This is a genomic window from Microbacterium sp. CIAB417, from assembly GCF_022788845.1.
On record NZ_JAHZUT010000001.1, the window covers coordinates 1,114,478 to 1,137,750 of the forward strand.

The following is a 23,273-nucleotide window of genomic DNA, read 5'->3' on the forward strand; positions in this document are numbered from 1 at the left end:
GTGTTTCGATGGCTTATTCGACCGGGTACGCGCTCGCGAGGGAGAGCGGGTTCACGATCGAGAGCAGCTCGCTCGGCTTCGAGATGAAGCCGGCCCATTCATCGCTCGCCGCGAAGAACAGGTTCTGCGTGTACATGATGTTGTCGTAGACCTGGTCGTGAACGATCTGGTTCGCCTCCCGCATGATCGCGATCTTGTCGTCCTCGTCGAACGTGACCATGCCCTCCTCGATCAAGGCGTTCAGCTCGGGGTCGTCGACATACGTGTAGTTGATCGCTCCGCCGGGGAGGTACGACAGCGCGAAGTTCGTCACCGGGTCGTCCATGATGGCGAAGTTGCCGGCGTAGATGTCGTAGTCGCCTTCATTCGTCATCGAGAGGTACGTGTTGCGCTCTGTTCCCTGCAACTCGATCGTGATGCCGGCCCTGGCCGCACTGTCCTTCACCATCTGCGCCCATTGGCTGGTGACGCTGTCCTGCAGCGAGTAGATCAGGCGGAAGGACACCGGGAAGTCGCCATCGGCATCCGCGGTGTACCCCGCCTCCTCCATGAGCGACCGCGACAGCTCCGGATCGAACTCGTACTCGGTGATCAAGTCGTCGTAGTACTTCGAGAGCACCGGCATGAGCGCGCTCGATCCGGTGGAGACCGCCTGCCCCTGCAGCACGACCGTGCGGATGGCCTCGTAGTCCACGGCGTGCGCGAGCGCCTTCCGGACCCTGACGTCGTCCAGGCCCTCCTTGGTCATGTTGTAGACCAGATGGGCGTAGCCGAGCCCCGCCGCCTCGATGACCTGCAGTCCCTCCGTGCTGCTGAGCTGTTCCACCTGCGCCGGGGGCAGCGCGTTGGCGATCACGTCGATCTCACCGCTCTGCAGAGCGAGGATCTCCGTGTTCACGTCGGGATAGACGCGATAGACCACTTCGGCCGGACCGGGGACGCCGCCCTCGACGAGCGGATAGTCCTCGACGCGCTCCAGCGTGTAATGCTGCCCGACCTGGAAGTCGCTCATGATGAACGGACCCATGCCCACCCAACCGCCGTCCGATCCGTCGTTGGCGAACTCGGCGATGGATCCCTGCGGCTCGAAGACGTGCTTCGGCACGACGACACCCCAGAATCCGATCTCGTCGATGATCGACGAGTCCGGCTGGGTGAGCGTCAGCTCGACCCGCGTGTCCGAGACCGCCGTGGCGGTGTCGAGGTTCCCGAGCTGCCCGAAGAACGTCCCCGGCGCCTGGTCGCGCTTGACCGCGTTGAGAGTCCACGCGACATCCTCCGCGGTGAGCGGCTCTCCATCGCTCCAGGTGAGGTCGTCCCGGATCTCGTAGAACCCGGTCGTGTCGTCCACATACCCCCACTCGGTCGCGACGTGGGCCTCCTTGCTCCCGTCGTCGCTGATGCTCAGCAGATGCGGGTACATCAGGTTGGTGATCCAGGAGTCCGTCCGGCTGTTGCCGAGGACCGGATTGAAGTTGACGACATCGGTGGTCGTGCCGATGCTGATCGTCTCGTCGCTCGGTCCGGCGCTCCCGCTGGACTCACCGGGCTCCGGTGCTGTCGGTGCACACGCCACGAGACCGACGGCGACGGCCGCGGTCGCGCCGAGCGCGAGGAACCTGCTGTGCTTCATCAGACCCAAACCTCCTCAAGGACGCGCATGGTGTTCCCGCCGACGACTGCGCGGATCTCGTCGTCGGAGTAGTCGTGCTTCACGAGCCAGCCGATGATGTTGTAGAAGGCCTCGGCGGGGTTCTCGATGCCGTCGACGTACGGCTGCTTCTCGTAGTCGACGTTGGCGTGCGCCTGGCCCAGCGACAGGTTCGACGAGAAGGCGTCGTGGAGACCGACGTGGTCGCCGAACAGCGTGTCCGGACCGAAGCTCACGTGCTCGAGACCGACGAGGTCGACGCAGTACTGGAAGTGGTCCATCACGGACTCGAGCGAGTGCTTCGGATGCTGCGGCGAGATCGTGGTGTGCGGAGCCGCCTCGATACCGATCACTCCACCGCGCTTGGCGCACTCGATGATCGTCTCGTCGGTCTTCATCCGGTTGGTCGGCCACAGACCGCGCGCGCCGGCGTGGGTGATGAACACCGGGACCTTCGAGTGCGCGATGACGTCGAGGCATGTCTGATCTCCCGAGTGCGAGATGTCGATCGCGATGCCCAACTTGTTCATGCGCTCCACGGCGCGCTCGCCGAAGTAGGTCAGTCCGCCGTCCCCGCGCTCCTTCAGGCCTCCGCCGAGCATGTTCGCCTCGGAGTAGGCGATTCCCATCTGGCGCACGCCGAATCCGTAGAGCACGTCGAGGCGGTCGACCTCGTTCTCGATCATCGTCGCGGCCTCGAGGGCGAAGATGTGCGCGACGCGGCCCGTCTCGGCGGCGTGGCGGATGTCCTTGATCGACTCGGCCTTGATGACGAAGTCCTGGTGGGCGAGATCCGCCATCCGGACGCCGAGATCGAACAGCACGTCCTGGTACTTCCACCCGGCGTCGCTCGAGATGCAGCACGTGCCGTCCATGCCGTTGTCGAAGACAGCAGTCAGGCCGGAGCGCGAGAGACCCTCGTAGCCAGTGGGTTCGCGCCCCTGGCGGATGTGGTCGCGCAGTTCTCCCATATCTTCCGGGAAGACCTGCACGTGCTCGTGCAGGGAGATCACCGTCTCCTCACGGAGCAGCCGTTCCGTGCGCTCCTTCTGCGCGTCGCTGAGCTCCAGGCCGGTGTATGCGGGAACGCGCCCGATCTGCTTGGCGTAGCGGAACTCGCGGTAGTCCTTGCCTGCTTCGAGATAGTCGTAAGCGGTGTAGCCGCTGTAGCGGCCTGCTGGTTCGAGCACGGAGGCGCTCCTTCGATTCGGTGATGCGGGTGGGCTCTCCCCGGTCATGCGAGGAGAATGACTCCGAATCTCGTTGATTTCGGCGCTACTGTCAACTGCAATGCACAATTTCGGCTGAGATGTTTCCTGTTCGAAACATTTCAGCACCATTCTGATGGCATGATGGGCACCATGGAGAACAGGTCAGCATCCTCCGGCGACACGGTCCTGGAGATCGAAGCACTCACGGTCACACTCACCGGCGGGGGGCGCGAGAACCGTGTCGTCGACGGCATCGACCTCACCGTCCGCCGTGGCGAGGTCTTCGCGCTGCTGGGCGAATCCGGTTCGGGGAAGTCGATGACCGCACGCGCGGTGATGGGCCTCATCGATGAGGGCAGGGTCGAGGCCGAGACGCTGCGCCTCAACGGAGACGATCTGCTCGCGCTGACATCCGAGCGCCATCGAGAACTCCGCGGCGTGACCGTGAGTCTGGTCATGCAGGACGCGCTCTCCGCACTCAATCCCGTGCTCAGCGTCGGCGACCAGATCACGGACCTCCTGCGGGCGCACCGGCCGCTGAGCAAGAGGGAGGCTCTGGCACGCGCGGAGGAGCTTCTCGGACTCGTCGGCATCCCGGAACCCGCCACCCGGGTCCACCAGTACCCGCATCAGTTCTCGGGCGGCCAGCGACAGCGCATCCTGATCGCGATGGCCATCGCGCTCGAACCCGACCTGATCATCGCGGACGAGCCGACCACCGCTCTCGACGTCACCGTGCAGGCCCAGATCCTGGACCTGCTCCTGTCCCTGCGCAGACGCCTCGGCGTGGGGATCCTCCTGATCACTCACGACCTCGGAGTCGTGATGGAGGTCGCCGACCGCGTGGCGATCATGCGGTCGGGGCGCATCGTCGAATCCGGCAGCGCCGACGTCGTCCTCACCGAACCTCAGCATCCGTACACCCGCCAGCTCCTGAACTCCATGCCGAAGCCGGTTTCGGCGGCGGCGGACCTGGACGAGGACGAGAAGCCGATCCTGAAGGCGAACGGCCTGCGTCGGACCTTCCGCGGGTCGCACGGCCACACGGTCACCGCGGTGGCCGGCGTCGACCTGTCCCTGCACAGCGGAGAGATCCTCTCGATCGTCGGAGAGTCTGGCAGCGGCAAGTCCACGCTCGCACGCATGCTCGTCGGCCTCGACGTGCCGGATGCCGGAACGCTCGAATACCGCGGCCAGGACGTCACGCGCGGGCGGATGCGAGACCGCCGGATCCTGCGCCGCGGGGTGCAGATGGTGTTCCAGGATCCCTACATGTCGCTGAATCCTCGGATGACGGTGCAGCAACTCGTCTCCGAACCCCTCGACGCGACCGGCACCGGCTCACCGGCGACCCGCCGCGCACGCGTCGCCGACCTGTTGGAACTCGTCGGCCTGTCCGCCGACATGGCATCGCGCTTTCCCCACCAGTTCTCGGGCGGACAGCGTCAGCGCATCGGAATCGCACGGGCGCTGGCCCTGGATCCGGACGTCCTCGTCTGCGACGAGCCGGTCTCCGCACTGGATGTCTCCATCCGAGCGCAGATCATCGATCTGCTGTGCGATCTGCGCGAGCGCCTGGGGATGTCGATCGTCTTCATCGCCCACGATCTGTCCCTGGTGCGGCACATCGCCGATCGCGTCGCCGTGATGTATCTCGGCGAGATGGTCGAGATCGGTGACACCGAAGAGGTGTATCGCCATCCGGCGCACCCGTACACGCAAGCGCTGCTGTCCGCGATTCCGCCCCAGACGCGCGCCGAGCGCGGCATGCTCGAACGGCGGACACGGCTCAGCGCCTGAGACCCGCCTCGGAGACCGCGAGCAGATGGACCCGGTCCCCGAGGCGCGTCCTCAGCGCTCTCCGAGCCGCTCCGCGATCTCGGCATCCACCGTCCGGATCGTGGCCGTGTCGATGTCGGGCAGCGCTGCCTCGAACCGCGCCTGACGGCGCTTGAGCCACAGCCCCAGCCCGATGAGCACCACCATGACCGAGTAGATCGTGATGGACCCGGGGCTCTGCACCAGGAAGACCGGGTCGCCCTGGCTGATCGCCATGGCCTTGCGCAGCTGCTCCTCCGCCATCGGCCCGAGGATCGCCCCCACGACCATCGGAGACACCGGATACCCGTGCCGGCGCATGAAGAACCCGATGAGGCCCAGCAGGAGCAGCATCCCGACGTCGAACACCGTGAAGTTGGCGGCGTAAGCTCCCAGCCCCGCGAACACGAGGATGCCCGCGTACAGGTAGGGCCGCGGGATCCGCAGCACCTTGGCCCACATCCCCACCAGCGGCAGGTTGAGGATGATGAGCACCACGTTGCCGATGTACAGGCTCGCGATCAGCGCCCACACCAGTGCCGGCTGGCTGTCGAAGAGGAGCGGGCCAGGGCGGATGCCGTAGGTCTGGAACGCGGAGATGATGATCGCGGCCGTCGCGGTCGTCGGAAGTCCGAGCGTCAGGAGCGGAACGAGGACACCCGCCGCTGCGGCGTTGTTCGCCGCCTCCGGCCCGGCGACGCCTTCGATCGCGCCCTTGCCGAACTGCCGGCGGTACGGGTCCTTCGCGAGCCGCTTCTCGGTCGCATACGACAGGAACGTCGCGACATCCGCGCCGCCGGCCGGGATCGAGCCGATCGGGAAGCCGATCGCCGTGCCGCGCAGCCACGGCTTCCACGACCGCTTCCAGTCGCTGCGCTTCATCCACGTCCGCCAACTTCCCGACACCGGGATGATCGGCAACCGGCCATTGCGCAGCCGGGATCCGACGTACAGCGCCTCGCCGACCGCGAACAGGCCGACGGCGACGATGACGACGTCGATGCCGTCGCCGAGGTTCGGGATGCCGAAGGTGAACCGGGCCTGACCCGTCAGGGTGTCGGTGCCGACGAGCCCCAGGAACAGCCCGATCGACAGCGACACGATGCCGCGCACGGGGCTCGAGCCGAGCAGCGCACCCACCGTGAGGAACGCCACGACCATCAGCGCGAAGTAGTCCGCCGGTCCGAGCGTCACCGCGAAGTCGGCGATGAACGGCGCGAACAGCGTGAGAAGAGCTGTCGCGATCGTGCCGGCGATGAACGAGCCGATCGCCGCTGTGGCCAGTGCGGCGGTCGCCCGCCCCATCCTGGCCATCTTGTTCCCCTCCATCGCGGTGACGATGGATGCCGACTCCCCCGGCGTGTTCAGCAGGATCGAGGTGGTGGACCCGCCGTACATGCCGCCGTAGTAGATGCCGGCGAACATGATGATGGCGCTGGTGACGTCCAGCGTGTAGGTCAGCGGCAGCAGCAGCGCCACGGTCATGGCGGGCCCGATCCCGGGCAGCACGCCCACCGCGGTGCCCAGCAGCACACCGACGAACGCGAACAGCAGGTACTGCGGCTGCAGCGCCGTCGCGAAGCCCTCCAGGAGCAGCTGCAGGCTATCCACCGAGCACCCCGGGCAGGATCGTGCCGAAGGGCGGCAGCGACAGCCCCAGCAGCGTGCCGAACAGCACCTGCGTGACGACGCCCAGGCCGAGCCCGATGATCAGCGCCATCCACCAGCGGGCGGCTCCCAGAGCCAGCGAGGCACCCGTGAAGAGCACGACGACGGCCGCCGGCCATCCGGCGAGCGGGATCACGAGCATCAGCGAGGCGAAGGACAGTGCGAGGAGGATCACGGTCTTCCAGGACGTCCTCGCCTCGGCATCGATGTCCTCCCCCTCGTCCGGCTCGCCGACGTCTCCGCGCAGGACCGCGACGATCGCGCCCAGCGACGCGAGCAGCATCAGTCCCGTCACCGCGTACGGGACGACCCGCGCGCCCAGCACGTTCGATGACCCGATCGGCTCCCGGATGAACCCGGTCATCACGAGGGCGACCGCCGAGAACCCGGCGATGACGGCCAGGAACACCAGTTCCCCGATCCGACGCGACCGGGGGGCGCCGGCGACGGCCGACGCCCCTGTGGTGATGGGCTGGGTCATTCGATCAGCCCGATGGTCGTGAGCGTCTCCTGCGTGGTGGCGATGTCGCCCTCCAGGAAGGACGAGAACTCGTCGCCGATCAGGAACGCGTCGGTCCAGCCGTTGGTCTCGAGAACCTCGGCCCAGGCGCCGCCGTCATGGGTCGCTGTGACCAGGTCCTCCAGCGCCGCCTTCTCCTCCTCCGAGATGTCCCCCGGGGCGATGAGCCCGCGCCAGTTCGTCACGACGATGTCGATGCCCTCCTCCGTCAGGGTCGGTACATCCGGGAGCAGCGCGGCCGGCTCCTCGGAGGACACCGCGAGCGCCTTGAGCTCGCCCGCCTCCACCTGCTGGGCGAACTCGCCGACACCCGAGATCCCCGCCTGCACCTGACCGCCCAGGAGCAGCGTCAGCGCCTCTCCTCCCCCGGAATTGGCGATGTAGTTGAGCGAGGTCGGCACGTCCGCGGCATCCACTCCGGCTTCGGTGAGGAGCTGCCCGGCCAGGATGTGATCGATGCCGCCGGCCGAACCTCCGGTGACCGCCATCGCCGACCCCTCCTCGACCCAGGCGTCGACGAAGTCGCCGATCGTGTCGTACGGGCTGTCCTTCGGCACCACCACGACCAACGGCTCCTCCGTGAGCTTCGCGATCGGCGTGGTGTCCTCGATGCGCACCTCGGACGCGTTCGTCTCGACCGCGCCGACCATCACGCTGCCCGTGATCATCAGGGTGTTCGGGTCGGTTTCGGTCGCGAGCGCCGCCAGGCCGACGGTCCCTCCGGCGCCGCCGATGTTCGTCACCGGTGCCGAGGAGACGAGCTTCTCGTCGGTGAGCGCCTGCGCGAACGCGCGCGCCGTCTGATCCCAACCGCCGCCGGGGTCGGCGGGAGCGATGACGGCGACGCTGTCGATGCTCGTCTCCGCTCCGACGTCGCCGCCCGACGACGCAGGTCCTCCGGAGCAGGCCGCGAGCGTCAGCGCCGCGACGCCGATGACGGCGCCGACGACCAGACGGGCGCGGATGGGGCTGTGCTGTGCCATGAACTCCTCCTCGAGTCCGTCAGCCCGGCGGCGATGCCGGGACGGTGTCCGCTCACGCTAGGGCCGCGCACGCGTCGCCCACGGGTTGCGTACGAAAGGACGCATTTCGGTCGTTTCGGTCCCGCCGGACGCCGTCGCCCGCTCGCCTACCATGGACTCGTGGTGAAGGCGATGACGCTCCGCACGCAGCTCGTGCTGCTGCAGGCCGTCATCGTGCTCGCGATCGTGCTGACCGCGGGCCTTGCCGCGATGCTCATGCAGGAGCAGCAGATCCGCGAGGCCTCGCAGGAGCGCATGATCGCGGTGGCTCAGTCGGTCGCCCAGCTTCCCGCGGTCACCGACGCGTACGACGACGCCGACCCGGCATCCGTCATCCAGCCGATCGCTGAGCTGATCAGGGACTCCTCGAACGTGGCCTACGTCGTCGTCACGGACGACGAGGGCATCCGCTTCTCGCATCCGAATCCGGACCGGATCGGCGAGCCGGTGTCGACGGATCCGAGCGTCGCCCTGTCGGGCGAGATGTACGTCGGCACGCAGACCGGCACGCTCGGCGAGTCGTGGCGGGTCAAGGTCCCCGTCTTCGGCGAGGACGGCGACGTGATCGGTCAGGTCTCCGTGGGCATCCTGTGGTCCGACCTGCGCGCGGATTTCGCCGGGGACATCACGGGATTCCTCCTCGCCCTCGGAGCGGCGACCGTCATCGGCGTCATCGCCGCGACCGGCGTCGCGCGCATGGTGCGCCGGAGGATCTACGGGTTGGAGCCAGAGGAGATCCGCGGACTGCTCGAGACCCGCGAGGCCACGCTGCACGGCATCCGCGAGGGCATGCTCGCGCTCGACGAGGACGGCCGGGTCTCGCTCTGCAACGACGCCGCCGCCCGGCTCCTCGGCCTCGCGACGCCTGCCGAGGCGACGGGCCGTATCGCCTCGGATCTGCTGGACGATCTCACGCACGTGATCGCCGAGGCGGATGCCGACGACGACGCCTCTCAGCGGCTGGTGCTCTCTGGCGAACGCGTCCTGCTCGCCCGAGCCGCTCCTGTGCGCGTGCAGGGCAGGCGCGTGGGCACGGTAGTGACCCTGATGGACCGCACCGAGCTCGATCACGCGCTGCGCGAGCTCGCCGGCGCGCAGAGCCTGGCCGAGGGGCTGCGCGCCCAGCAGCACGAGTTCTCCAACACCCTCCACACGATCGGCGGCCTGATCGAGCTCGGCGAGGTGGATGCCGCCCGCCGTGTGGTCGAGCGCGCCGGCGACGGCGGCGGACTGAACCGGCTGGACGCCCCCACCGGAGTGCAGGACATCGAGCTCGCGGCGATCCTGCTCGCCAAACGCGCGCGCGCCAGGGAACTGGGCGTCCTGCTGACCGTGACGGACGATTCGCGCCTGCCCGCTGACTGCGGAGGAGACGACCTCAGCACCGTCGTCGGCAACCTGATCGACAACGCTCTCGACGCCGCCGGGCAGGGCGGGCACGTGAGAGTGTCGATCGCCCAGGACGAGAGTCTCGACATCCGCATCGTGGTCGAGGACGACGGCCCGGGGGTCTCCCTCGAACGACGCGGAGACGTGTTCCGGCTCGGTTTCTCCACCAAGCCGGACGGGCGCCAGCGCGGCTACGGGCTGACCATCGTGGCGCGCATCGTCGAGCGCCGGGGCGGATCCATCGACCTCGGCCCCTCCTCCGCCGGCGGCGCCCGATTCACCGTGCGCCTGCCCGCCGTGCAGCACGCGGAGTCCGTGCGATGACACGGCTGCGGACGCTCATCGTCGAGGACGACTTCGCCGTCGCCCACGTCACCCGTGGCTTCGTCGAACGCCATCCCCGCTTCGAGGTGGTCGGAGTCGCCTCCACGGGAGCGGACGCCCTGCGCGCCGTGCACGAGCTCGCGCCCGACGTCCTGCTGCTGGACGTCTACCTGCCGGACATGTCCGGCATCGAGGTCCTGCGCCGCGCCCGCGCCTCGGGCGCGCACGTCGAGGTCATCGCCGTCACCGCCGCGCGGGATCTGGACACCGTCCGGCGCGCGCGGGCGCACGGCGTGCATCACTACGTCGTCAAGCCCTTTCCGATGCAGACCCTGCACGAGCGCCTGGACGACGTCTGGCGCGTGATCGCCCGGGATGCCGAACTCACCGGTACGGCCGAACTCGACCAGGTCACGGTCGACGCGCTCATGCGGCACGACGCCGTCGCGATCGCCGCACAGCGCAAGGGCGTCTCCCCGGCAACTCTGCAGCGAGTGGCGACGGCTCTGGAGGCGCACGCCGCACCGCTGTCCGCCACCGAGGTCGCAGAGCAACTCGGCATGTCGCGCGTCAGCGCGCGCCGCTACCTGGAGCGTCTCGTGGAGTCGGGACTCGCCGAGAGCTCTCCCAGATACGGCAGTGTCGGCCGTCCGGAGCTGCGGTACCGCTCCCTGGTGTGACCCCGCCACGCGGATCAGTGCGGTGGCCGCAGGCGCCGCGCCTTGCGCTCCTCGGCGACGTCGCGTCGCACGCGGGAGGCGATCGCGGTGGTGTCCCGCAGTTCGACCTGCACCTGCCGCTCGGCGGGGACCCCCGCGCGCAGCTCGCGGACGCGCTCGAGCTCGACGTCCAGCTCCACGCCGAACAGGAGCGCCGCGTTCGCGATCCAGAGCCACAGCAGGAAGATGAGGACGCTGGCGAACGGACCGTAGAGACGCTCGTAGTCCGCGACCGCGGTCACGTAGAAGCCGAAAGCCGCGGAAGCTATGCCGAAGACGACGAGCGCCGCGGCCGCGCCCAGGCTCATCCACCGGAAGCTGCGGGGAGAGACGTTGGGTGCGAACGTGTACAGGATCGCGACGAGCAGGACGATCACCGCCGCCAGCGCCGGCCAGCGCACGATGCTCCACACCAGCAGGCCGGCCTCCCCCACACCCCAGATCTCGCCGAGCCCGCGCGCGAGGCGCTCGCCCGTCACGGCGAGGACCGCCGCGACGAGCACCAGCACGAGGAGAACGATCGTCAGGAGCAGATGCGCCGGCTTGGACCTCCAGAACGGCCGGCCTTCCTCCACCCCGTAGATCCGGTTCGCAGCACGGCTGAACGAGGTCGTGTACCTGCCGACGGACCACACCGTGAGCACGAGCGAGGCGAGCAGCACCCAGCCGGTGGCCGACGCGTCGGCGAGTTCAGACAGCGGGTCCCGCAACGCCTCCCCCGCCCCCTCGGGGAGGACGGCGTCCGCCGCCTGCAGCACCGAGTCCAGGCGCGCTCCGTCCCGACCCATCAGACCGATCGTCGAGATCGCGGCGATCACCGCGGGCACGGTCGCGAGCACGGCGTAGAAGGTCAGTGCTGCCGCGGCATCCGGATTCCGATCCGTCCCGAACTTGCGCACCGCACGGCGCAGCGCGAGCGCCCACGCGTCACGGCCGAGCCGCCACGGCGGTCGTCCGCCGTCGTCGTGCACCCCGGTCGTCATCGTCCCTCCTCCCCCGCCCTCACGTGCAGGAGCACGACGATCCGCCGAAGGTGCGTGGCCACCAGGACTCCGGGACCGAGGATGCTGCGAGCGGATGCGTGACCGGCTTCGAGTTCGTCGACCAGCCGGCGCACGGCTTGAGCCGCCGCAGCCCTGGTGCGGTGCGCCTCCTTGTCGTCCTGCCCGAGGTCGGCGATCGCCGCAGCAACGGCCCGGCACGCACGGGCGATCGCTGGGATCAGGGACTCATCGATGGGAAAGCCCCCCGGTCGATCTCTCACCACGTCCTCCAGCGCATCGGAGATGTCCCGCACCCGCACCGCGATCGATTCAAGCGTCTCGAGTCTCGCATGCGCGGCACCGGTGCCGTGACGCCCGCCGATCGCGCGCGGATTGCCCCGGCGGCTCCGATCGGCCTCGGCGAGGGCCGCGCGCACGTCTCGCGCCGTCGTCTCGAGAGCATCGGCGCCCTCGGTCCACCCCGTGCGCTCCGGCGGCCAGGCCGTCTCCAGCGCCTCCCCGATGCCGTCCAGGTGGGATGCGAGCTCCCGCCGATAGCCCTCCACTCGAGCACTCGCCGTCGCCGAGAACGTCCGGGGAGCGACGAGCAGGTTGATGACGAGCCCGATCACGAGTCCGACGGCCATCGGGACGAGATAGCTCAGGGAGTACGCCTCGGCGTCGTGTCCACCGATGATGAGCACGAACACCGCGGCGACCGCGATGTACTCGCGACCGATGCCGAACCACCCCGTTCCCGAGAGCAGGACGCCGATCCCGGCGACGAGGGCGAGGGTCCACACGTTCGGTCCGACGGTGAACACCACGAGCAGCGCCAAGAGCATTCCGGTCGCGAGAGCCGCCAACGTCTGGAGGCTGGACTTCATCGAGTCCATGAGCGTCGGATGCATGCTGATCAGCGCACCGAGCGGAGCGTAATAGGGGTGATCGTCCGTGACGCCGGGCAGATACCGCGCCACCGTCCACGCGAGGCCGACGGCCACCGCGGTCTTGACCGCCAGCAGCAGACGCGGCCCCGTCACCGCCGCGTGCAGCGAGGTCGCCACGCGCTCGCGCGCACGTGCCGGCGCCGTGGACGGACTCACGTCGGCACCGCTCTCGGCGAGGCGGAGGGGATGACGTCCTCGTTCGGCATGACCGTCATCCTGCCCGTGCCGGGCGCCGCGCGCACGAGGGTTGACAGGCCGTGCCGGTGCCGTCGACGGACGCGGCCGGAGCCGCCCGTCAGGCTCCGGGACGCACCGTCAGGTCGGTGATGTCGGCGTCACGCGGCAGATCGAGAGCCGTGAGGATCGTCGTCGCGACCGACTCGGGATCGATGAATCGCTCCGGTTCGTACTCGCGGCCCTCCTGCTGATGCACGCGCGCCTGCATGGGGGTCGCAGTCCGGCCGGGATAGATCGAGGTGACCCGGATGCCGTGTTCGGCTTCTTCGGCGCGCAGGGCGTCCGCCAGTGCCTTCAGACCGTGCTTGGAGGCGGCGTACGCGGACCAGCCGGCGTGCGCGTGCAGGCCGGCACCGGAGTTGACGAACACGACCTGGCCGCGCGACACCCGCAGCACGGGCAGCAGCAGCCGCGTGAGCTCGGCCGGACCGACGAGGTTGACGGCGAGCTGCTGCTCCCACAGCGCCGGCGCGAGATCCGCGACCGCCCCGAGATCGACGACCCCTGCGACATGCACCACGGAGTCGAGCCGCTCCGGCAGCCGCTGCTTCGACAGCGCCCAGGAGAGCCGGCCCGGCTGCCCCAGGTCGCCGACGATCGTCGTCGCTCCGGGGAATCGAGCGGCGATCTCCCGCGCCCTGCCGGCGTCGCGAGCCAGCAGGACGACATCGTCGCCCCGGTCGAGCAGGCGACGCGCGAGCACGGAGCCGATGCCGGACCCTGCGCCGGTGACGAGGTGCACGGCCATGTCAGGCGCGGTCGGCAGGCTCGGTCAGCTCGATGGGGACCACCGGGCAGTCCTTCCAGAGCCGCTCGAGACCGTAGTACACGCGCTCCTCGGAATGGAACACGTGCACGATGAGGTCGCCGAAGTCCAGCAGGACCCAGCGGGCCTCGGCCCGGCCCTCGCGGCGGACGCGCTTGTGTCCGGCCTCGACGAGCTTGTCCTCGATCTCGTCGGCGATCGCGGCGACGTTGCGCTCGCTGTTGCCCGTGACGAGGAGGAAGATGTCGACCAGCGGCAGCGGCTCCGACACGTTGAGCGCCAGCAGATCCTCGCCGCCCTTGGATGCCGCCGCGTTCGCGGCGATCTGGAGCATCTGCTCCGCGGATTCAGGTGATTGCATCAGAGCACATTCGTCGTGAAGGCGATGATCAGAGCCGTCGCCAGCGCCAGCGCCAGTCCGCCGGCGGTGATCGCCAGCGTCAGCATGAGCCGGTTGCCCTTCTCAGGCGCTGGGGGACGGATGACCTCGCCCGCGGGCTTGATCGTGCTGACCGCGGAGCTGGCCGCGATCGGCGTCGGCGAGGATGCCGGCGGCAGCTCGCCGTCGATGAGGACCGCATCGACGTCCTTGCCGTCGGCGACCCCCTTCGCGTGCCCCTGCGAGCCGAGGCCCTCGGGGAGTTCGTAGGTTCCGGTGATGAGAACCTCACCGGTCGAGGCGACAGGGCCCGACAGCGAGCCGTCCCCGGGAGGCGGGTTGAAGATCAGAGCGCTCGGAGCGATGTGCTGCGAGCCCGTGGAGTCGCTGACCGTGATCAGCTCGTCGAACGACGGCGTGAACGGCGTGGTGGTCTTCTCCTCGGCGAGAACGCTCTGCCCGAATGTGGGGTTCACGGTCGGCCGTTCGCCGTGCTCGGCTGCGTCATCGGTGTCCTCGATGACGTCGGCGTCGACGCCGAGCGCCACGAGGTCGGCCTCGGTGTCCTCGTCCTCGTCGCCGGCCTCCTGGTCGGCGGCGGCCCCGGCATCCGCCTCCTCGGCGGTCTCGGGCTCCGAGTCACCCGGTTCGAGGAGTGCTTCGGTCTCGTCCTCGGACTCGTCCTCGGGAGCGTCGGAGGACGAATCCAGGGGGCCGTCGTCCGCCTTCGCCGGAGTGGGAGCGAACACAGGGACGGCGGACACGATCTCCGTCTCCGTCGCCGCGGTCTTCGCCTCCCGGCTTCCGGCATCGTCGTCCGACGTCTCCGGCTCGGCGGGCGACGCCGCGGGGTCCTCGGCGCCGATCACCGGGACCGACGCGGTCCTGATGCGCTCCTGCTCCCGGGCCTGGCGACGCGTCAGGGGCGCTGCCCCGAGATCCACGGCGTCATCGGGGACCGGTGCCGGCGCGACGGGGGCCGGCTCGGCGGCGCGGGGCAGCACGGGGGCCGGAGGAGGGGTCGCCTCCTCGTTCTCCGTGATCACCGGTGTCGCGCCGGTCAGGCGGATCTCCCGCAGCTGCTTGCGCGTCAGCGGTTCCTTCCCTGGGCTGTCCGATGTGCTCATGCCTTGCTCCGATACAGATGATGCTTCGCGATGTACTGAACGACTCCGTCGGGGACGAGGTACCACACCGGCTCCCCCTCGTGGACGCGCTGGCGGCAGTCCGTCGAGGAGATCGACAGCGCCGGCACCTCCAACTGGCTGACATCGTCGCTCGGGAGGCCATCGGTGCTCAGAACGTGTCCTGGACGCGAGACCGCGACGAAGTGGGCCAGATCCCACAACTCATCATGGTCCCTCCAGCTGAGAATCTGCGCTACGGCATCCGCTCCGCTGATGAAGAAGAGTTCGGCATCGGGTCGCTGCTGCTTGAGATCCCGCAGCGTGTCGATCGTGTAGGTGTCGCCCTCGCGATCGATGTCGACGCGACTGACCGTGAATCGCGGGTTGGACGCCGTGGCGATCACCGTCATCAGATAGCGGTGCTCGCTGGGCGTGACCGTGCGCTTCTGCCACGGTCGGCCGGTGGGGACGAAGATCACCTCGTCGAGGTCGAACGAGTGCGCGACCTCGCTCGCCGCGACCAGGTGCCCGTGATGGATCGGGTCGAAGGTCCCGCCCATCACCCCGATACGCGGTGCCCGTGAGGTCGTGGTCTCCATGGGCGGCTCAGTGGCCGTGCCCTGCTCCGTGGCCGTCCTTGCCGTGCTGCGCTGCCCACGCCTCGGCCTTCGCCGAGTGGCGGTTCGCGACGTGGCGGTAGGAGAACGTCACCAGTCCCAGAAGAGCGAACACGATCGCGGCGATGACACCGAAGATCAGCGTCTCGAGCGCCACGTTGCCGTGGTGCTCCGTCTCAGCGGCTGCCATCGCCATCTGTGCGACGAGATTCATCCTGACTCCGTTTCGTGACCGGGGGCGCGAACGCGCTTCCCCATCCTATCGCTCAGCCGCGCGTCTGCCCGGCCCCACGCGCGAGCCACTTCGTGCTGGTCAGCTCGGACAGTCCCATCGGACCTCGCGCGTGCAGCTTCTGCGTGGAGATCCCGACCTCGGCCCCGAACCCGAACTCCGCGCCGTCGGTGAACCGCGTCGAGGCGTTCGCCATGACCACCGCGGAGTCGACCTCGGCGAGGAAGCGCTCGGCGTTTCGGGCATCCGTGGTGATGATCGATTCGGTGTGCCCCGTGCTGTACCGGCGGATGTGCGCGAGCGCATCGTCCAGGGTGTCGACGACCTTGATCGCGATGTCGAGGCTGAGGTACTCAGTGGCCCAGTCCTCCTCGGTGGCGGGGATCACTCCGCTCACGAGTCCGGCCACCATGTCGTCGCCGTGCACGGCGACGCCTTCGCTCTGCAGCGCGCTGGCGACGAGCGGGATCAGCCGGGGCGCGGCCTGACGAAGGACCAGCACGGTCTCGACGGCGTTGCAGACGCTGGGCCGCTGGACCTTGGCGTTCACCACGATGTCGCGCGCCCAGTCGTCGGGAGCCGTCTCGTCGAGCACGATGTGCACGACGCCGGCACCGGTCTCGATCACCGGGACGGTCGACTCGGTGACCACCGTCTCGATGAGGGCCGCACTGCCGCGCGGCACGAGCACGTCGACGAATCCGCGCCCGTGCATGAGCGCCTTGGCCCCCTCGCGCCCGAAGTCGTCGACGGTCTGGACGGCCTCTGGGGTGACACCGGCGCCGGCGAGAGCCGCGCGCATGATCTCGACGAGAACGGTGTTCGACTCCCGGGCCGCACTGCCGCCGCGCAGCACGACGGCGTTGCCCGACCGCAGGGCGAGCGCGGCGATGTCGACCGTGACGTTCGGACGCGCCTCATAGATCGCCCCGACGACGCCGAACGGCACGCGCACCTGTTCCAGCGCGACGCCGTTGGGCATCCGGTGTCCGCCGACGACCTGACCGACCGGGTCGGGCAGCGTCGCGACGTCGCGGACGGCGGCCGCCAGAGCGGCGACCCGCCTGTCGTCCAGGCGCAGTCTGTCGATGAGCGCCGCGCCGATTCCGTCGGCCACGCCGCGAGCGATGTCTCCGGCGTTCGCGGCGATGATCCGAGCAGCTCCCGCCTCGATGGCCTGCGCGATCGCCTCGAGAGCGCGCGCCTTGTCATCGCTGGTGAGCCGGGCGATCGCTCGCGACGCATCCTTCGCCTGCCTCAGGCGCTCCTGCGGCCCGGCGGCCTCCGCAGCGGCGGATCCGACGGGTGCGGTGAGGGTGTCGACGCTCATCCGCCCAGTGTATCCAGCGCGCGAGCTCGACAGGGCCGATGTGACGGCGGCGAGACAGCCGCGATCAGCCCTGTGCCGCCGGCACGAACCACGTGCCGATGGACTCCCCGGACAGGGCGCGGTCGATGAGGTCGGCGCTGGTCACGAGCACGCCGATCCCGGATGCCGCGGCCAGCCGCGCCGCCGACACCTTGGTCGCCGCACCGCCCGTGCCCACGCTGTTGACCACGGTGGCACCGAACTCGAGGCCTGAGAGGTCCTCCTCGGGACGGATCGTCTCGATCGGCTCGGCCAGCGGGTCCGTCGGCGGCCTGGTGTACAGCGCCTCGACGTCGCTGAGCAGAACGAGGGCGTCCGCCTGGATGAGCTGGGCCACGAGTGCCGCCAGGCGGTCGTTGTCGCCGAAGCGGATCTCCTGCGTGGCGACAGTGTCGTTCTCGTTCACGATGGGCAGAATCCGCAGGCCCAGCAGGCGCTCCATGGCGCGACGGGCGTTGCTGCGGGACGTCGCGTGCTCCAGGTCTCCCGTGGTCAGCAGCACCTGTCCCGCGACGATGCCGAACGGACGCAGCGCCTCCTGGTAGCGGTAGACGAGGATGTTCTGACCGACCGCGGCCGCCGCCTGCTGGGTGGCGAGGTCGGTGGGCCGGGCATCCAGGTTCAGGAACGGGATGCCGGTGGCGATCGCCCCCGAGGAGACGAGAACGATCTCGCATCCGCGACCGTGCGCCTTCTGCAGCGCGTGCACGATCATCGGGATGCGCCACGACGACTCGCCGCTGATCGACGACGAACCCACCTTCACCACGATGCGCGCGGCGGTCGCGAGCCCTTCCCTGGTTCGTGCTGTCATTCCTCGTCCCCGTCGACGTCCTCGGCGGTGACGCGGCGGCGTTCCTCGGCTTCGGCGCGCTGCGCGGCGCGGGCGTCCATCCGCTCGTGGTACTGCTCGCGGCGCTGGCTCGTCGTGCGGCGTCCGTTCGGCGCCAGACGCGGATCGGTTCCTCGCGGGGCGACCATGAGCTCGGCTGCCGAGGACATCGAGGGCTCCCAGTCGAAGACCAGCCCGTCGCCCTCGCCGATGACGACCGTCGCTCCGGGTGTGGCGCCCACTCGGAACAGCTCGTCCTCGACGCCCAGCCGTTCCAGACGGTCCGCGAGGTAGCCCACGGCCTCCTCGTTCTGGAAGTCGGTCTGCTGCACCCAGCGCACGGGCTTCTCGCCGAGCACGCGGTACACGTTGCCGTAGCTGCCGCCCTCGACGCGCACGGTGAACTCCTTCACCGCGCCCTTCGGACGGATCACGACCCGCTCGCGCGGCACTTCGACCGCGGCCTGCGCGCGATGCTGCTCGACGATCTCACCCAGCGCGAACGTCAGCGGCCGCAGCCCCTCGTGCGAGACCGTGGAGATCTCGAACACGCGGAATCCGCGTTCCTCGAGCTCGGGGCGGACGAGCTCGGCCAAGTCGCGCGCCTCGGGCACGTCGACCTTGTTCAGGGCGATCAGCTGCGGGCGTTCGAGCAGCGGCACCTGCCCCTCGGGTACCTCATAGGCGGCCAGCTCGGCGATGATGACGTCGAGGTCGCTGATCGGATCGCGACCGGGTTCGAGCGTCGCGCAGTCGAGGACGTGCAGAAGCGCGGAGCATCGCTCCACGTGGCGCAGGAACTCCAGGCCGAGTCCCCGCCCCTCGCTCGCGCCCTCGATCAGTCCGGGCACGTCCGCCACGGTGTAGCGGGCGTCGCCCGCCTGCACGACGCCGAGGTTCGGGTGCAGAGTCGTGAACGGGTAGTCGGCGATCTTCGGGCGTGCGGCCGAGATCGCGGCGATGAGGCTGGACTTCCCCGCCGAGGGGTACCCGACCAGAGCGACATCGGCGACGGTCTTGAGCTCGAGGATGACGTCGCCCTCGAAGCCCGGCGTTCCGAGCAGGGCGAATCCGGGGGCCTTGCGCTTGGGCGTCGCCAGAGCTGCGTTGCCCAGCCCTCCGCGGCCGCCCTGCGCGACGACGAAGCGCTCCCCCGGAACGACCATGTCGATGAGGACCTCGCCCGAGGCATCCTTCACGACCGTGCCGACCGGCACCGGGAGCTCCAGGGTCTCGCCCGCGAACCCGGACCGGTGATCGCCCATGCCGAATCCGCCGTTGCCGCTCGAGCGGTGAGGCGAGTGGTGATACGACAGCAGCGTGCCGGTCTGCGGGTCGGCGACGAGCACGATGTCGCCGCCGTCTCCGCCGTTGCCCCCGTCGGGCCCGCCGAGCGGCTTGAACTTCTCGCGATGCACCGACACACAGCCGTTGCCGCCCTTGCCGGCGCGCAGGTGGAGCGTCACCGTGTCGACGAACGTGACCATGCGTCAGAACTCCTCGGAATACGCGAACGGGACGGGCAAATGCCCGCCCCGTCCGGATGATAGCTGTGCGCTGCGATTACTCGGCAGCCGCGACGATGTTGACGACCTTGCGGCCACCCTTCGCGCCGAACTCCACCGAACCGGCGGCGAGAGCGAACAGCGTGTCGTCACCACCACGGCCGACGTTGACGCCGGGGTGGAAGTGCGTGCCGCGCTGGCGGACCAGGATCTCGCCGGCGTTGACGGTCTGACCGCCGAAGCGCTTCACGCCGAGTCGCTGTGCGTTGGAGTCACGACCGTTGCGGGTCGAGCTCGCACCCTTCTTGTGTGCCATTTCTCAGCTCCTCTTCGTGCTTACTTGATGCCGGTGATCTTGACGCGCGTGAGCTCCTGGCGGTGGCCCTGACGCTTCTTGTAGCCGGTCTTGTTCTTGAACTTCTGGATGACGATCTTCGGGCCGCGGAGGTTGCCGAGCACCTCTGCGGTGACCTTGACCTTCGCCAGCTTGTCGGCGTCGGTGGTCACCGTGGCGCCGTCGACGAGCAGCACGGCAGGCAGCTCGATCTTCTCGCCCTGGGCAGCCTGAACACGGTCGAGCTGAACGATCGTGCCGACCTCGACCTTCTCCTGCCGTCCACCGGCGCGCACTACTGCGTAAACCACTTCATACCTGTTTCGTTGGGGAGCACTCGGCTCCGGAAATCTCACGGGAAGACTGTGCCTGCGTTCGTCGCAGGTCTGACGGGTGCGAGCACCGGGGCTCATCCGGACCGCCCCGAGGGACGGCTCAGCTCGCGCACCAAGGGTCCACTTTACCGGATGCCGGGCGCAGAGGCAAAGCGAGCGGATCCCGTGTCGCACGACGCACCCGGGAATAGGATCGCACGGTGACCGTACTCGTCGACGACCCGATCTGGCCCGCGCACGGACGCCTGTGGGCGCACCTGGTGAGCGACGCGGACCTCGACGAGCTCCACGTGTTCGCCCGCGCCAACGACGTCCCCGCACGCGCCTTCGACCTGGATCACTACGACGTGCCGGAGGAGATCCTCCCCCGGCTCGTCGCTGCGGGTGCGGTTCATGTCGGCGGCAAGGAGCTCACGCGCCGGCTGATCGCGTCAGGACTGCGCGTCCCCGCCCGCGACCGGCGCGGTCGCTGACCCCGCTTCGGCGTTCACGGCCACCGGAGTGCCGGTGAGCGCCGCCGTGGTGACGCGACGACGGTTGCGCCCCTGCCCGGGTGCCTTCGGCTCGGGGAGGGCGTCCAGCACCGAGTCGAGCAGCTGCTCGGCCTCGCTGCGGGGAGCCTTGGAACGCTCGGACCGCTTCTTGCGCGCCTTCTTGGGACGCTCGGCCACCGGCTCGACGGGCGCCGGGGCATCCGTCGACTCGCCGGACGCGGCACGCGTGGAAGCGGCGATCTGCGCGAGCGCGGACTTCGCCCCTTCCGGGATGCCGTGCGTCACGACCGAGGAGGCCGCCGGTGCGCTGCTGCTCTGGTTGCCGCCGCGCTGACGGCGACCGGAGGATCCGGAGGAGCTCGCGCGGTGCTTGACCACGGGATCGTGGTGCACGATGACGCCGCGGCCCGCGCAGACCTCGCAGGGTTCGGAGAACGTCTCCAGAAGACCCAGCCCGAGCTTCTTGCGCGTCATCTGCACCAGCCCCAGCGACGTCACCTCGGCGACCTGGTGCTTGGTGCGGTCACGGCTCAGGCACTCGACGAGGCGCCGCAGCACCAGGTCGCGATTCGACTCGAGGACCATGTCGATGAAGTCGACGACGATGATGCCGCCGATGTCGCGCAGACGCAGCTGGCGGACGATCTCCTCCGCGGCTTCGAGGTTGTTCTTGGTGACCGTCTCCTCCAGGTTGCCCCCGGATCCGACGAACTTGCCGGTGTTGACGTCGACGACGGTCATCGCCTCGGTGCGGTCGATCACGAGCGAGCCGCCGGAGGGCAGCCACACCTTGCGGTCCAGCGCCTTCTCGATCTGCTCCGTGACGCGGAAGGCGTCGAACGGGTCGATCTCGTCCTCGTAGGACTCGACGCGCTCGAGCAGATCCGGGGCGACGCTCTCGAGATAGGCGCGGATCGTGCGCTGAGCCTCGTCGCCCTGGATGAGCATCTTCGTGAAGTCCTCGTTGAACACGTCGCGGACGATCTTCACGAGCAGATCGGGTTCGGCGTGCAGCAGCGCGGGCGCCTGCTGGCTCTCGACCTGCTTCTGGATGTGCTCCCACTGGTTGGTGAGGCGCTGGACGTCCCGGGTCAGCTGGTCCTCCGTGGCGCCTTCGGCGGCCGTGCGGACGATGACACCGCTGGACTCCGGCAGCACCTCCTTGAGGATGCGCTTGAGGCGGGCGCGCTCGTTGTCCGGGAGCTTGCGCGAGATGCCGTTCATCGATCCGTTCGGCACGTACACGAGGTAACGGCCGGGGAGCGAGACCTGACTGGTCAGCCTGGCCCCCTTGTGCCCGACGGGGTCCTTCGTCACCTGGACGAGAACGCGGTCACCCGGCTTGAGCGCCAGTTCGATGCGGCGCGGCTGGTTGCCGGTCTCGACGCCGTCCCAGTCGACCTCTCCCGAGTACAGCACCGCGTTGCGTCCCCGACCGATGTCGACGAACGCCGCCTCCATGCTGGGAAGGACGTTCTGCACGCGGCCGAGGTACACGTTCCCGATGAGCGAGGCGTCCTGGTTGCGCGCGACGTAGTGCTCCACGAGCACGTTGTCCTCGAGGACTGCGATCTGGGTGCGGCCGTTCTTGGAGCGGACGACCATCATGCGGTCGACGGCCTCGCGCCGGGCGAGGAACTCGGCTTCGGTCACGACAGGACGTCGACGGCCGGCGTCGCGGCCGTCGCGGCGGCGCTGCTTCTTGGCCTCCAGGCGCGTGGATCCCTTGATCGCCTTCGGCTCGGTGATGTACTCGACGACGCGCTGACGCTGACGCGGCTCCGAACGCTCGTCGTCGCCATCGCCGCCGCGCCCTCGGCGGCGGCCGCGGCGCGAGGACGAACCCGTGTCATCGGAGTCCTGGTCACGGTCACGGTCGCGCTCGCGGCCGGGGCGCGCGGGCAGGGGCACGATCTCGGGAGCGTAGAAGTGCAGTTGCGTGGAGACCTGCGAGACGAACGTCTCCGGGATCAACCCGAGGCTGACCGCGGTCACGGGCTCGGGCTTCGCGGGCTTCTCGGCGACGGGCTCTGCCTGTTCCGTGGAAGCCTCGGCCGGAGTCTCGGCGACGGGCTCGGCGGATTCGGTGGCGGGCCCAGCCGGTGCCTCCGCGCCGGGCCCTGCGGGCTCGGCGGCAGGCTCTGCGGGCTTCTCCGTGGTGGGATCCGCGGGAGTCTGTCCCTGCGGGGACGCGGATTCTGCGGGAGCCTCCGTGGACGAGGCCGACACCGGCTCGGCGGGCGCGGCGTCCGTGGCCGGGTCATCCGCCGCCGGCTCCACCGGGGGCGCGTCCGTCTCGGCGTCAGCCGCAGCCACGATCACGTCTGCGGCGGGAGTGTCCTCGCTCGCAGCTTCCGGCTCGGGCGCGTCGACCGCCGGAGTCTCCTCCGCAGCGTCCTCGGCGGGAGTGTCCTGCGCCGCCTCGTCGACCGGGGCCGCGTCGGCCTCCGGCGCCTGTGGCGTCGCGTCTAGCGGTCGCTCTGCATTCTCGTCGAGGGTCGGGGTGTTGTTGTCATTGTTCTCATCGGCCATCTCTGGCGTACTCCCTGCACGGGCACTGTGTGCTCCGCGAAATCTCATGCGGCACGGGCCGCGAACTCACTCGGCGTGCGATCGGCTCTTGTGCTCTGATCGCGTGGGGCATGGGCCCCGAAGTCTTCGTCGATGCCCGTCTGCGGCGGCGCCGCGAGAAGCATCACAGGTCATTATCGCATCAAGCGCGGATTATCGCGGCATCGGAACCGCCGATCGTCCCGGCCGCCTCACGCCCGGCGCATAGCAATCGCTGAGA

22 protein-coding genes are annotated in these 23,273 nt (G+C 69.3%); 4 read left to right on the forward strand and 18 right to left on the reverse strand.

The genetic code is table 11. The annotated features are described in order from the left end of the window. Positions 1-13 precede the first annotated feature (13 nt). Complete coding sequence (locus KYX17_RS05515; protein ID WP_243225877.1) at positions 14-1,633, reverse strand: ABC transporter substrate-binding protein; 1,620 nt, start codon at positions 1,631-1,633, stop codon at positions 14-16. Then, a complete protein-coding gene (locus tag KYX17_RS05520; protein WP_243225878.1) occupies positions 1,633-2,841 on the reverse strand; it encodes a dipeptidase in 1,209 nt (402 codons plus the stop codon). The genes KYX17_RS05515 and KYX17_RS05520 overlap by 1 nt, the downstream gene beginning before the upstream one ends. A gap of 171 nt (positions 2,842-3,012) precedes the next feature. Here KYX17_RS05520 and KYX17_RS05525 point away from each other — a divergent pair, with 171 nt between their 5' ends. Beyond that, positions 3,013-4,662: an ABC transporter ATP-binding protein gene (locus KYX17_RS05525; RefSeq protein ID WP_243225879.1), complete on the forward strand. Its 1,650-nt coding sequence runs from the start codon at positions 3,013-3,015 to the stop codon at positions 4,660-4,662. 51 nt (positions 4,663-4,713) lie between these two features. Here KYX17_RS05525 and KYX17_RS05530 read toward each other — a convergent pair whose 3' ends face one another. Genes KYX17_RS05530 through KYX17_RS05540 form a run of 3 tightly spaced genes read right to left on the reverse strand, consistent with a single transcriptional unit; the run spans position 4,714 to position 7,851 of the window. Next, complete coding sequence (locus KYX17_RS05530) at positions 4,714-6,291, reverse strand: tripartite tricarboxylate transporter permease (protein ID WP_243225880.1); 1,578 nt, start codon at positions 6,289-6,291, stop codon at positions 4,714-4,716. Next, positions 6,284-6,829: a tripartite tricarboxylate transporter TctB family protein gene (locus KYX17_RS05535; protein WP_243225881.1), complete on the reverse strand. Its 546-nt coding sequence runs from the start codon at positions 6,827-6,829 to the stop codon at positions 6,284-6,286. Before KYX17_RS05535 ends, KYX17_RS05530 begins: the two co-directional genes overlap by 8 nt. Next, the gene (locus KYX17_RS05540) at positions 6,826-7,851 is read right to left on the reverse strand and encodes a tripartite tricarboxylate transporter substrate binding protein (protein WP_243225882.1); all 1,026 of its coding nucleotides are present in this window, start codon (positions 7,849-7,851) and stop codon (positions 6,826-6,828) included. Before KYX17_RS05540 ends, KYX17_RS05535 begins: the two co-directional genes overlap by 4 nt. A gap of 159 nt (positions 7,852-8,010) precedes the next feature. Here KYX17_RS05540 and KYX17_RS05545 point away from each other — a divergent pair, with 159 nt between their 5' ends. Next, positions 8,011-9,603 carry a sensor histidine kinase gene (locus KYX17_RS05545; protein WP_243225884.1) on the forward strand — a complete coding sequence of 531 codons (1,593 nt, stop codon included), beginning with the start codon at positions 8,011-8,013 and terminating at the stop codon, positions 9,601-9,603. Beyond that, the gene (locus KYX17_RS05550) at positions 9,600-10,283 is read left to right on the forward strand and encodes a response regulator (RefSeq protein WP_243225885.1); all 684 of its coding nucleotides are present in this window, start codon (positions 9,600-9,602) and stop codon (positions 10,281-10,283) included. The genes KYX17_RS05545 and KYX17_RS05550 overlap by 4 nt, the downstream gene beginning before the upstream one ends. 14 nt (positions 10,284-10,297) lie before the next feature. On the opposite strand, the gene KYX17_RS05555 is transcribed toward KYX17_RS05550, so the two are convergent. From KYX17_RS05555 to rplU, 12 genes are all read right to left on the reverse strand, one after another. Further along, positions 10,298-11,305, reverse strand: a complete 1,008-nt coding sequence (locus KYX17_RS05555; protein WP_243225887.1) for a YihY/virulence factor BrkB family protein — start codon at positions 11,303-11,305, stop codon at positions 10,298-10,300. Continuing rightward, a complete protein-coding gene (locus KYX17_RS05560) occupies positions 11,302-12,411 on the reverse strand; it encodes an aromatic acid exporter family protein (protein WP_243225888.1) in 1,110 nt (369 codons plus the stop codon). Before KYX17_RS05560 ends, KYX17_RS05555 begins: the two co-directional genes overlap by 4 nt. Positions 12,412-12,550: 139 nt before the next feature. Then, a complete protein-coding gene (locus KYX17_RS05565) occupies positions 12,551-13,240 on the reverse strand; it encodes an SDR family oxidoreductase (RefSeq protein ID WP_243225889.1) in 690 nt (229 codons plus the stop codon). A 1-nt stretch (position 13,241) separates the two neighbouring features. After that, on the reverse strand, positions 13,242-13,619 hold the full coding sequence (rsfS, locus tag KYX17_RS05570; protein WP_243225890.1) for a ribosome silencing factor: 378 nt from the start codon (positions 13,617-13,619) through the stop codon (positions 13,242-13,244). Then, entirely contained in the window at positions 13,619-14,764 is a 1,146-nt protein-coding gene (locus KYX17_RS05575) for a hypothetical protein (RefSeq protein ID WP_243225891.1), read from the reverse strand. The genes rsfS and KYX17_RS05575 overlap by 1 nt, the downstream gene beginning before the upstream one ends. Further along, positions 14,761-15,363, reverse strand: a complete 603-nt coding sequence (nadD, locus tag KYX17_RS05580) for a nicotinate-nucleotide adenylyltransferase (RefSeq protein ID WP_243225892.1) — start codon at positions 15,361-15,363, stop codon at positions 14,761-14,763. The genes KYX17_RS05575 and nadD overlap by 4 nt, the downstream gene beginning before the upstream one ends. A gap of 7 nt (positions 15,364-15,370) precedes the next feature. Further along, positions 15,371-15,595, reverse strand: a complete 225-nt coding sequence (locus KYX17_RS05585) for a hypothetical protein (RefSeq protein ID WP_243225893.1) — start codon at positions 15,593-15,595, stop codon at positions 15,371-15,373. 52 nt (positions 15,596-15,647) lie between these two features. Further along, entirely contained in the window at positions 15,648-16,943 is a 1,296-nt protein-coding gene (locus KYX17_RS05590) for a glutamate-5-semialdehyde dehydrogenase (RefSeq protein WP_243225894.1), read from the reverse strand. Positions 16,944-17,007: 64 nt separating this feature from the next. Continuing rightward, a complete protein-coding gene (gene proB / locus KYX17_RS05595) occupies positions 17,008-17,796 on the reverse strand; it encodes a glutamate 5-kinase (protein ID WP_243225895.1) in 789 nt (262 codons plus the stop codon). After that, the gene (obgE, locus tag KYX17_RS05600; protein ID WP_243225897.1) at positions 17,793-19,301 is read right to left on the reverse strand and encodes a GTPase ObgE; all 1,509 of its coding nucleotides are present in this window, start codon (positions 19,299-19,301) and stop codon (positions 17,793-17,795) included. Before obgE ends, proB begins: the two co-directional genes overlap by 4 nt. Positions 19,302-19,377: 76 nt before the next feature. After that, entirely contained in the window at positions 19,378-19,635 is a 258-nt protein-coding gene (rpmA, locus tag KYX17_RS05605; RefSeq protein WP_243225898.1) for a 50S ribosomal protein L27, read from the reverse strand. Positions 19,636-19,655: 20 nt separating this feature from the next. Further along, positions 19,656-19,964 (reverse strand): 50S ribosomal protein L21, encoded by a 309-nt coding sequence (gene rplU / locus KYX17_RS05610; protein WP_243225900.1) that lies wholly within the window; start codon positions 19,962-19,964, stop codon positions 19,656-19,658. 224 nt (positions 19,965-20,188) lie between these two features. On the opposite strand from rplU, the gene KYX17_RS05615 reads away from it, so the two are divergent. Next, on the forward strand, positions 20,189-20,461 hold the full coding sequence (locus KYX17_RS05615; protein ID WP_243225902.1) for a DUF4031 domain-containing protein: 273 nt from the start codon (positions 20,189-20,191) through the stop codon (positions 20,459-20,461). Here the strand turns inward: KYX17_RS05615 and KYX17_RS05620 are convergent. Continuing rightward, positions 20,420-23,014, reverse strand: coding sequence for an Rne/Rng family ribonuclease (locus KYX17_RS05620; protein WP_243225903.1), 2,595 nt, complete (start codon positions 23,012-23,014; stop codon positions 20,420-20,422). The genes KYX17_RS05615 and KYX17_RS05620 overlap by 42 nt on opposite strands. Between the last annotated feature and the right edge of the window lie 259 nt (positions 23,015-23,273).

Coding starts and splice junctions, on each gene's coding strand:
- rpmA (WP_243225898.1), bottom strand. CDS start 19,635: ATGGCACACAAGAAGGGTGCGAGCTCGACCCGCAACGGTCGTGACTCC.
- KYX17_RS05555 (WP_243225887.1), bottom strand. CDS start 11,305: ATGACGACCGGGGTGCACGACGACGGCGGACGACCGCCGTGGCGGCTC.
- KYX17_RS05515 (WP_243225877.1), bottom strand. CDS start 1,633: ATGAAGCACAGCAGGTTCCTCGCGCTCGGCGCGACCGCGGCCGTCGCC.
- KYX17_RS05565 (WP_243225889.1), bottom strand. CDS start 13,240: ATGGCCGTGCACCTCGTCACCGGCGCAGGGTCCGGCATCGGCTCCGTG.
- KYX17_RS05540 (WP_243225882.1), bottom strand. CDS start 7,851: ATGGCACAGCACAGCCCCATCCGCGCCCGTCTGGTCGTCGGCGCCGTC.
- rsfS (WP_243225890.1), bottom strand. CDS start 13,619: ATGCAATCACCTGAATCCGCGGAGCAGATGCTCCAGATCGCCGCGAAC.
- KYX17_RS05620 (WP_243225903.1), bottom strand. CDS start 23,014: ATGGCCGATGAGAACAATGACAACAACACCCCGACCCTCGACGAGAAT.
- obgE (WP_243225897.1), bottom strand. CDS start 19,301: ATGGTCACGTTCGTCGACACGGTGACGCTCCACCTGCGCGCCGGCAAG.
- KYX17_RS05525 (WP_243225879.1), top strand. CDS start 3,013: ATGGAGAACAGGTCAGCATCCTCCGGCGACACGGTCCTGGAGATCGAA.
- nadD (WP_243225892.1), bottom strand. CDS start 15,363: ATGGAGACCACGACCTCACGGGCACCGCGTATCGGGGTGATGGGCGGG.
- KYX17_RS05535 (WP_243225881.1), bottom strand. CDS start 6,829: ATGACCCAGCCCATCACCACAGGGGCGTCGGCCGTCGCCGGCGCCCCC.
- KYX17_RS05585 (WP_243225893.1), bottom strand. CDS start 15,595: ATGAATCTCGTCGCACAGATGGCGATGGCAGCCGCTGAGACGGAGCAC.
- KYX17_RS05550 (WP_243225885.1), top strand. CDS start 9,600: ATGACACGGCTGCGGACGCTCATCGTCGAGGACGACTTCGCCGTCGCC.
- proB (WP_243225895.1), bottom strand. CDS start 17,796: ATGACAGCACGAACCAGGGAAGGGCTCGCGACCGCCGCGCGCATCGTG.
- KYX17_RS05590 (WP_243225894.1), bottom strand. CDS start 16,943: ATGAGCGTCGACACCCTCACCGCACCCGTCGGATCCGCCGCTGCGGAG.
- KYX17_RS05575 (WP_243225891.1), bottom strand. CDS start 14,764: ATGAGCACATCGGACAGCCCAGGGAAGGAACCGCTGACGCGCAAGCAG.